9 protein-coding genes are annotated in these 7,476 nt (G+C 61.3%); all 9 read left to right on the top strand.

Annotation, left to right across the window (positions count from 1 at the left end):
• The first annotated feature begins 502 nt into the window (after positions 1–502).
• The 9 genes from EJ576_RS21120 to flhB all read left to right on the top strand — a co-directional run bounded on the left by EJ576_RS21120 (position 503) and on the right by flhB (position 7,377).
• Complete coding sequence (locus EJ576_RS21120) at positions 503–1,843, top strand: flagellar hook-length control protein FliK (RefSeq protein ID WP_126571004.1); 1,341 nt, start codon at positions 503–505, stop codon at positions 1,841–1,843.
• A 161-nt stretch (positions 1,844–2,004) separates the two neighbouring features.
• Positions 2,005–2,505: a flagellar basal body-associated protein FliL gene (gene fliL, locus EJ576_RS21115; RefSeq protein ID WP_122717829.1), complete on the top strand. Its 501-nt coding sequence runs from the start codon at positions 2,005–2,007 to the stop codon at positions 2,503–2,505.
• 9 nt (positions 2,506–2,514) lie between these two features.
• Positions 2,515–3,483 carry a flagellar motor switch protein FliM gene (gene fliM / locus EJ576_RS21110; protein ID WP_122725659.1) on the top strand — a complete coding sequence of 323 codons (969 nt, stop codon included), beginning with the start codon at positions 2,515–2,517 and terminating at the stop codon, positions 3,481–3,483.
• A 34-nt stretch (positions 3,484–3,517) separates the two neighbouring features.
• Positions 3,518–3,985, top strand: coding sequence for a flagellar motor switch protein FliN (fliN, locus tag EJ576_RS21105; RefSeq protein WP_016976567.1), 468 nt, complete (start codon positions 3,518–3,520; stop codon positions 3,983–3,985).
• 1 nt (position 3,986) lies between these two features.
• Positions 3,987–4,430: a flagellar biosynthetic protein FliO gene (gene fliO / locus EJ576_RS21100; protein WP_126571003.1), complete on the top strand. Its 444-nt coding sequence runs from the start codon at positions 3,987–3,989 to the stop codon at positions 4,428–4,430.
• Positions 4,430–5,173, top strand: coding sequence for a flagellar type III secretion system pore protein FliP (gene fliP / locus EJ576_RS21095; protein ID WP_122725661.1), 744 nt, complete (start codon positions 4,430–4,432; stop codon positions 5,171–5,173). The genes fliO and fliP overlap by 1 nt, the downstream gene beginning before the upstream one ends.
• Positions 5,174–5,177: 4 nt before the next feature.
• Complete coding sequence (fliQ, locus tag EJ576_RS21090) at positions 5,178–5,447, top strand: flagellar biosynthesis protein FliQ (protein WP_010208761.1); 270 nt, start codon at positions 5,178–5,180, stop codon at positions 5,445–5,447.
• A 4-nt stretch (positions 5,448–5,451) separates the two neighbouring features.
• Positions 5,452–6,237: a flagellar biosynthetic protein FliR gene (gene fliR, locus EJ576_RS21085; RefSeq protein ID WP_095017112.1), complete on the top strand. Its 786-nt coding sequence runs from the start codon at positions 5,452–5,454 to the stop codon at positions 6,235–6,237.
• Between the two features lie 3 nt (positions 6,238–6,240).
• Complete coding sequence (flhB, locus tag EJ576_RS21080) at positions 6,241–7,377, top strand: flagellar biosynthesis protein FlhB (protein WP_123474457.1); 1,137 nt, start codon at positions 6,241–6,243, stop codon at positions 7,375–7,377.
• The last annotated feature ends 99 nt before the right edge of the window (positions 7,378–7,476 follow it).

Below are 7,476 nucleotides of genomic sequence, written 5' to 3'. Positions count from 1 at the left end.
GATACGTTGGTGTGTATCCCGTTTTTTTGCATCATCGTTGACGACCATCGCGGGCAAGCCCGGCTCCCACAGGGAAATGCGCAGGCTTCAACGATTCGGTCGGCTACTAGGCCGCCGCGCTTTGCTTTTGATCGTGATCTTGATCTTAGGCGCCCCGTCAAACACGCTGGCCGGAATTCGGCAGGGATTTGGGGGGTAAACCGGCAGGGATGCCGGTTTAGCCGCCCCGCGCCATGGATGGCGCGTGGCGGCGGCCCCCCAAATCACTGTCGGATTACGGGCACACCGAGCCTAAGCGAGGTGCCGAGTGTTGGGGCAAGAGCGTTTTGCTTGCTTTGCCGCTTTTGCAAAGTGAGCCGCCGTAAGGGCGGAACCCTAAGTGGCCGTTACCTAAAAAACGGATATGTACTCAATAAAACCAACCAACCCCAAACCTGGCCCAACTCTTGCTCTACCTCCCAATACTGCATCCCCGACCCCCATGCAGTGGAGACCTTTACCTATGCCAGTCGCCCCGAATTCGCTCCTTCAGGCTGCCCCCGCGGCCAAGCCTCAAGCGCCCGCTGCCAACCCACCGGCAGCGGCTGCGGACCCACGGGACAAGGGCCCTGGCTTCGCTCAAGTGTTCGCCAACCAGGCTTCCAAACCCACGGCCAAGGCCGACGATAATTCGCCCAAACCCATCGCCGGCAAGTCCTCCGACGCCAGTGCCAAGCCAGCGGCAAGCAGCGACAAACCTGCCGCCAGCACGCCAGCCGTTGCCGATAGCGGCAAACCCTTGCCTGCCACCCCACCGGCCAAGACCGACGACAGCGCCAGCAAGGATGACGAAGCGTCAACCGACCCGACCCTGGTACAGCAGCCTCCAGCTGACCCGGTGGTCGATCCGGCCCTGATTGCCACCGTCACTCCAGTCGCCGTGCCAGTGCCGGTGGAAACCCCGGCGCCTGTCACCACAGCCAAGGATGACAAGACCCAGCCGGTAGTCGCGGCACCCGTCGCGGCCACCGAGGAAGCCAAGCCTGTCTTTGATCCGGAAGCCGACCCATTGGACGCCATGCCAGCCGTGCGCCTGGCGATGGAGCAGGGCGGTCATGTCTCGGCCAGCAGTCAGGCCCAGGCCAAAACCGCCCCGGCGCCAACTCAGGATCAACCCACCGCCGCACAGAACTTTGCCGCCGGCCTGGCCAATATGGTCGACCAGCAAGCCACCAAGGACAGCACTGACACGGGTGGTGACAAGGCCTTCGGCGGGTTGATCGAGGACGGCCTCAAGGACCTGAAAAACGCCAGCAGCGACACCCGTGTCGACGACTTCGCCAACCGCCTGGCTGCATTGACCCAGGCCGCCACACCGAAAACCGCCAACGCCTTGCCGCCGGTAACCAATGCGCCGCTGGCCATGCACCAGAGCGGCTGGACCGATGAAATCGTCAACCGCGTGATGTACCTGTCCAGCGCCAACCTCAAGTCGGCGGAGATTCAGTTGCAGCCGGCCGAACTCGGTCGCCTGGATATCAAGGTCAACATGACCGCCGACCAGCAAGCCCAGGTCAACTTCATGAGCGCCCACCCGGTGGTACGTGAAGCCTTGGAAAGCCAGTCCGGCCGCTTGCGGGAGATGTTCGCCCAGCAGGGCATGGGGCAGGTGGATGTGAACGTGTCCGACCAGTCCCGTGGCCAGGAGCAACAGCAGCAACAGGCCCAGACCCGTGGCGTGAGCGGCAGCGGCGGGCGCGGTGGTGATAACAGCGACAGTGGTAACCACATTGATGTGGCTGAAGCCGTGGCGCCGGTCACCTCAACCGTAATCGGCTCCAGCGCCGTCGACTACTACGCCTGATCCGAGCCTGGCGCCGGACGAAATGTGGGAGGGGGCAAGCCCCCTCCCACAATTTGATTTGCTGCGCCCGTACGTCCTCGACTTCCAGACAACTCTGGCATAACACTTGCTCTTGCCTTTCCGTAGATCTATGAATCCCCGAATAGTGACGGATTATTGGCATGGCGAAGAGCGACGACGCAGCAAAAGCACCCGCAGGCAAAGGTAAGCTCAAGCTTATCCTGTTGATAGTCCTGGGCCTGCTCCTGGCCATCGGCGCCTCGGTCGGCGGCACCTGGTACATCATGCACAGCAGTGCCAGCAAGCCGGCACCCGCCGCCGAAACCGCCAGTAACGTCAAGCAACCGGCAATTTTCGAGCCGATGCTTCCGGCCTTTGTCGCCAACTTCAATCAGAATGGCCGCCAACGCTACCTGCAGGTGAGCATCACCTTGCTGGCGCGTAACCAGTCGGACCTGGATGCCCTCAAGGTGCACATGCCAGTGATCCGCAACAACCTGGTGATGCTGTTCTCCGGTCAAAGCTTCGACAGCCTGGCCACCCCGGTGGGCCAGGAAATGCTGCGCCAGAAGGTCACTGCCAGCGTGCAGGAAGTGGCCCAGAAGGAACTCGGCAAAGTCGTGGTCGAGCAGGCGCTCTTCACTAACTTCGTATTGCAGTAGGATCACGACATGGCCGTGCAAGACCTGCTGTCCCAGGATGAGATCGATGCGCTGCTGCATGGCGTCGACGATGGTCTGGTACACACCGAAATGGCTGCCGAGCCCGGCAGCGTCAAAAGTTATGACCTCACCAGCCAGGATCGCATCGTCCGTGGACGCATGCCGACGCTGGAGATGATCAACGAACGCTTCGCCCGTTATACCCGCATCAGCATGTTCAATATGCTGCGCCGCTCGGCGGATGTGGCGGTGGGCGGCGTGCAGGTGATGAAGTTCGGTGAATACGTGCACTCGTTGTACGTGCCCACCAGCCTCAACCTGGTCAAGATCAAGCCGTTGCGCGGTACCGCGCTGTTCATCCTGGATGCCAAGCTGGTGTTCAAACTGGTGGACAACTTCTTCGGCGGCGACGGCCGTCACGCCAAGATCGAAGGCCGTGAGTTCACCCCGACCGAATTGCGGGTAGTGCGCATGGTGCTGGAGCAGGCCTTCATCGACTTGAAGGAAGCCTGGCAGGCGATCATGGAAGTCAATTTCGAGTACATCAACTCGGAAGTGAACCCGGCCATGGCCAACATCGTCGGCCCCAGCGAAGCCATTGTGGTGTCCACCTTCCACATCGAACTCGATGGCGGTGGCGGCGACCTGCACGTGACCATGCCGTACTCGATGATCGAGCCGGTGCGCGAGATGCTCGACGCCGGTTTCCAGTCCGACCTGGACGATCAGGACGAGCGTTGGGTCAAGGCCCTGCGCGAAGACCTGCTGGACGTCGACGTACCCCTGAGCGCCACGGTGGCCCGTCGCCAGTTACGCCTGCGCGATATTTTGCACATGCAGCCAGGGGACATCATCCCCGTCGAATTGCCCGACGAAATGATCATGCGCGCCAATGGTGTGCCGTCATTCAAGGTCAAGCTCGGTTCCCACAAGGGCAACTTGGCTCTTCAAGTGGTCGAACCGATCAATCGTCGCTGATCAACACTCATTTTTGCTTCGCCGAGGACATGTAATGGCTACCGAACACGAAAACACTTCCGCCGAAGACCAGGCCCTGGCTGACGAATGGGCGGCTGCCCTGGAAGAAACCGGCGATGTTGGCCAGGACGACATCGATGCGCTGCTGGCCGCTGACGCCGCCACCTCTCCGGCCGGCAACCGTCTGCCGATGGAGGAATTCGGCAGCGTGCCGAAGAACAACGACCCGGTGACCCTCGACGGCCCGAACCTGGATGTGATCCTCGACATTCCCGTGTCGATCTCCATGGAGGTCGGCAGCACCGAAATCAACATCCGCAACCTGCTGCAACTCAACCAGGGTTCGGTGATCGAGCTGGACCGCCTGGCCGGTGAGCCGCTGGACGTGCTGGTCAACGGCACCCTGATTGCCCACGGCGAAGTGGTGGTGGTCAACGAGAAGTTCGGCATCCGCCTGACCGACGTGATCAGCCCGAGCGAACGCATCAAGAAGTTGCGCTGAGATGAAGTATTCGATGGCGGGACTGTTTCTGGCGCTGCCATTGAGCGCCCTCGCGGCTGAGCCGGCCGCGCAGGCCACCGCTGCCGCTGCGCCAGTGGTGAGCAGCGGCATTGGCGGGCAATTGACCCAGCTGGTGCTGGGCCTGTTGCTGGTGGTGGGTTTGATCTTCGCACTGGCCTGGCTGTTGCGCCGGGTGCAGCGCGTGGGGCCGGGCAATGGCCAGGTGATCGAGATGATCGGTTCCCGCGCCCTCGGCCCGCGTGATCGGCTGGTGCTGGTGCAAGTGGGCGGGGAGCAGATCCTGCTGGGCATCACGCCCGGTCGCATCACCCCGCTGCATGTGCTCAAGACCCCGGTGAGCGTGGATCAGAGCCAGTCCGCCACGCCAGAATTCGCCCAGCGCCTGATGGAGTTGCTGGGCAAGGATCAAAAGGATAAGAAGTAATGCGCGTTTTATTGGCGCTCATGCTGTTGCTGGCCGCGCCACTGGCGTTTGGCGCCGACCCGTTGTCGATCCCGGCGATCACGTTGGGCACCAACGCGGCCGGCGCGCAGGAGTATTCGGTCAGCCTGCAGATCCTGCTGATCATGACCGCGCTGAGCTTTATCCCGGCGTTCGTCATGCTGATGACCAGCTTCACGCGGATCATCATTGTGTTCTCGATCCTGCGCCAGGCCCTGGGCCTGCAGCAGACGCCGTCGAACCAGATCCTCACCGGCATGGCCTTGTTCCTGACGCTGTTCATCATGGCGCCGGTGTTCGACAAGGTGAACCAGCAAGCGCTGCAACCCTACCTGGCGGAGAAAATGACCGCCCAGGATGCGATCGACAAGGCCCAGGGCCCGATCAAGGATTTCATGCTGTCGCAAACCCGCTCCAGCGACCTTGAGCTGTTTATGCGTCTGTCCAAGCGCACCGACATCGCCACCCCGGACCAGGCACCGCTGACCATCCTGGTGCCGGCGTTCGTCACCTCCGAATTGAAAACCGCGTTCCAGATCGGCTTCATGATCTTCATCCCGTTCCTGATCATCGACCTGGTGGTGGCGAGCGTGTTGATGGCCATGGGTATGATGATGCTGTCGCCGTTGATCATCTCGTTGCCGTTCAAGATCATGCTGTTTGTGCTGGTGGACGGCTGGGCGCTGATTATCGGCACGTTGGCCGGCAGTTTCGGCGGGGTATAGCGCAATGACGCCAGAAGTAGCTGTCGACCTGTTCCGTGAAGCGCTGTGGCTGACCACCGTGATGGTCGCCGTGCTGGTCGTGCCGAGCCTGTTGGTGGGCCTGCTGGTGGCGATGTTCCAGGCCGCGACGCAGATCAACGAACAAACCTTGAGCTTTTTGCCGCGTTTGCTGGTGATGCTGGTCACCCTGATCGTGGCCGGCCCTTGGCTGGTGCAGACCTTCATGGAATACATTCTGCAGTTGTACGGCAGTATTCCGCAGTTGATCGGCTGACCGGATGCAGTCGTTGCTGGCATTGACCGATACCCAGATCAGCACGTGGGTGGCGTCCTTCATCCTGCCGATGTTCCGCGTGACGGCGATGTTGATGGCCATGCCGGTGTTCGGCACCACCCTCGTACCACGCCGGGTGCGCCTGTACTTCGCGGTGGCGATTACCGTGGTGATCGTGCCAGGGTTGCCGCCGATGCCACCGGTCAATGCCATCGATCTCAGCGCGTTGCTGCTGATTGCCGAACAAATCCTGATCGGCGCGCTGATGGGCTTTTCCCTCACGCTGTTTTTCCAGGCCTTTGTGGTGGCCGGGCAGATCATCTCGATTCAGATGGGCATGGGCTTCGCCTCCATGGTCGACCCCACCAACGGCGTATCGGCGGCGGTGATCGGGCAGTTTCTGACCATGCTGGTGACCTTGCTGTTCCTGGCGATGAACGGCCACCTGGTAGCCTTTGAAGTGATGACCGAAAGCTTCACCACCTTGCCGGTGGGCTCGGGGCTGGTGGTCAATCATTTCTGGGAAATCGTCGGGCGCCTGGGCTGGGTGTTTGGCGCGTCGCTGTTGCTGGTGTTGCCCGCCATTACCGCGTTGCTGGTGGTCAACATCGCGTTCGGCGTGATGACCCGTGCGGCGCCACAGCTGAACATCTTCTCGATTGGTTTCCCGTTGACCCTGGTATTGGGCATGGGGATTTTCTGGATCGGCCTGGCCGACATTCTCAATCAGTATCAACCGCTGGCGACCGACGCCTTGCAGTTCTTACGTGATCTGGCACGGGCGCGCTGAGCCATGGCCGAGAGCGAGAGTGGTCAGGACAAAACAGAAGACCCCACGGAGAAGCGCAAAAAGGACTCCAGGGAAAAGGGCGAGATTGCGCGCTCCAAAGAGCTGAACACCGTTGCAACCATGATGGCCGGCGCCGGCGCCTTGCTGATCTACGGCGGCGGTCTGGCGCTGGACTTGATGGAGTTGATGAAGCACAACTTCACCTTGCCCCGCGACGTGCTGCTCAACCCTGACGCCATGGGCCAGTACCTGCTGCACTCGGGCAAGATCGCGATCCTGGCGGTGCAGCCGATCCTGATCACTTTACTGCTGGCTGCGCTGATCGGCCCGGTCGCCCTGGGTGGCTGGTTGTTTGCCGCCGGCAGCATGGCCCCGAAATTCAGCCGCATGAACCCGGCTGCCGGGCTCAAGCGCATGTTTTCCGCCAAGGCCCTGGTGGAGTTGCTCAAGGCATTGGCCAAATTCATCCTGATTCTATTTGTGGCGCTGATGGTGTTGTCGTCCGACATCGACGACCTGCTGCGCATCGCCCATGAACCGCTGGAGTCGGCGATTATCCACAGCGTGCAGGTGGTGGGCTGGAGCGCGCTGTGGATGGCGGCCGGGCTGATCATCATCGCTGCCGTGGATGCCCCGATCCAGCTGTGGGAAAGCCACAAGAAACTGCTGATGACCAAGCAGGAAGTGCGCGACGAGCACAAGGACCAGGAAGGCCGGCCCGAGGTCAAACAGCGTATTCGCCAGCTGCAACGGGAAATGTCCCAGCGCAAGATGATGGGCGCAGTGCCCGACGCCGACGTGGTCATCACCAACCCGACCCACTACGCCGTGGCGCTCAAGTACGACCCAGAGAAGGGCGGCGCGCCGATGCTGTTGGCCAAGGGCAGTGACTTTACGGCGCTGAAGATCCGCGAAATCGCCGTGGCCAACGACATCCTGCTGCTGGAGTCGCCGGAGCTGGCGCGGTCGATTTTCTATTCCACCGACCTCGACCACGAGATCCCCGCTGGGCTCTATCTGGCCGTCGCGCAGGTGTTGGCGTACGTTTATCAGATTCGCCAATACCGTGCGGGCAAGGGTAAGCGCCCGGATCCACTCAAGGATCTGCCGATTCCACCGGATTTGCGCCGCGATTCCTGATTTTTCACTCCCTACCACTCGTCGTGAATGCCTGTCTACCTGTCAACTTTGACAGTAGCCAGAAGCTCGTTCTCGCGGTTCCATTGCTTAAAGCACTGC

It is taken from the genome of Pseudomonas sp. C 49-2 (assembly GCF_003970195.1).
Lineage (GTDB): Bacteria > Pseudomonadota > Gammaproteobacteria > Pseudomonadales > Pseudomonadaceae > Aquipseudomonas > Aquipseudomonas canadensis.
Note: the sequence above shows the minus strand (reverse complement) of the source record. Positions and strands in the feature narration are given on the sequence as shown.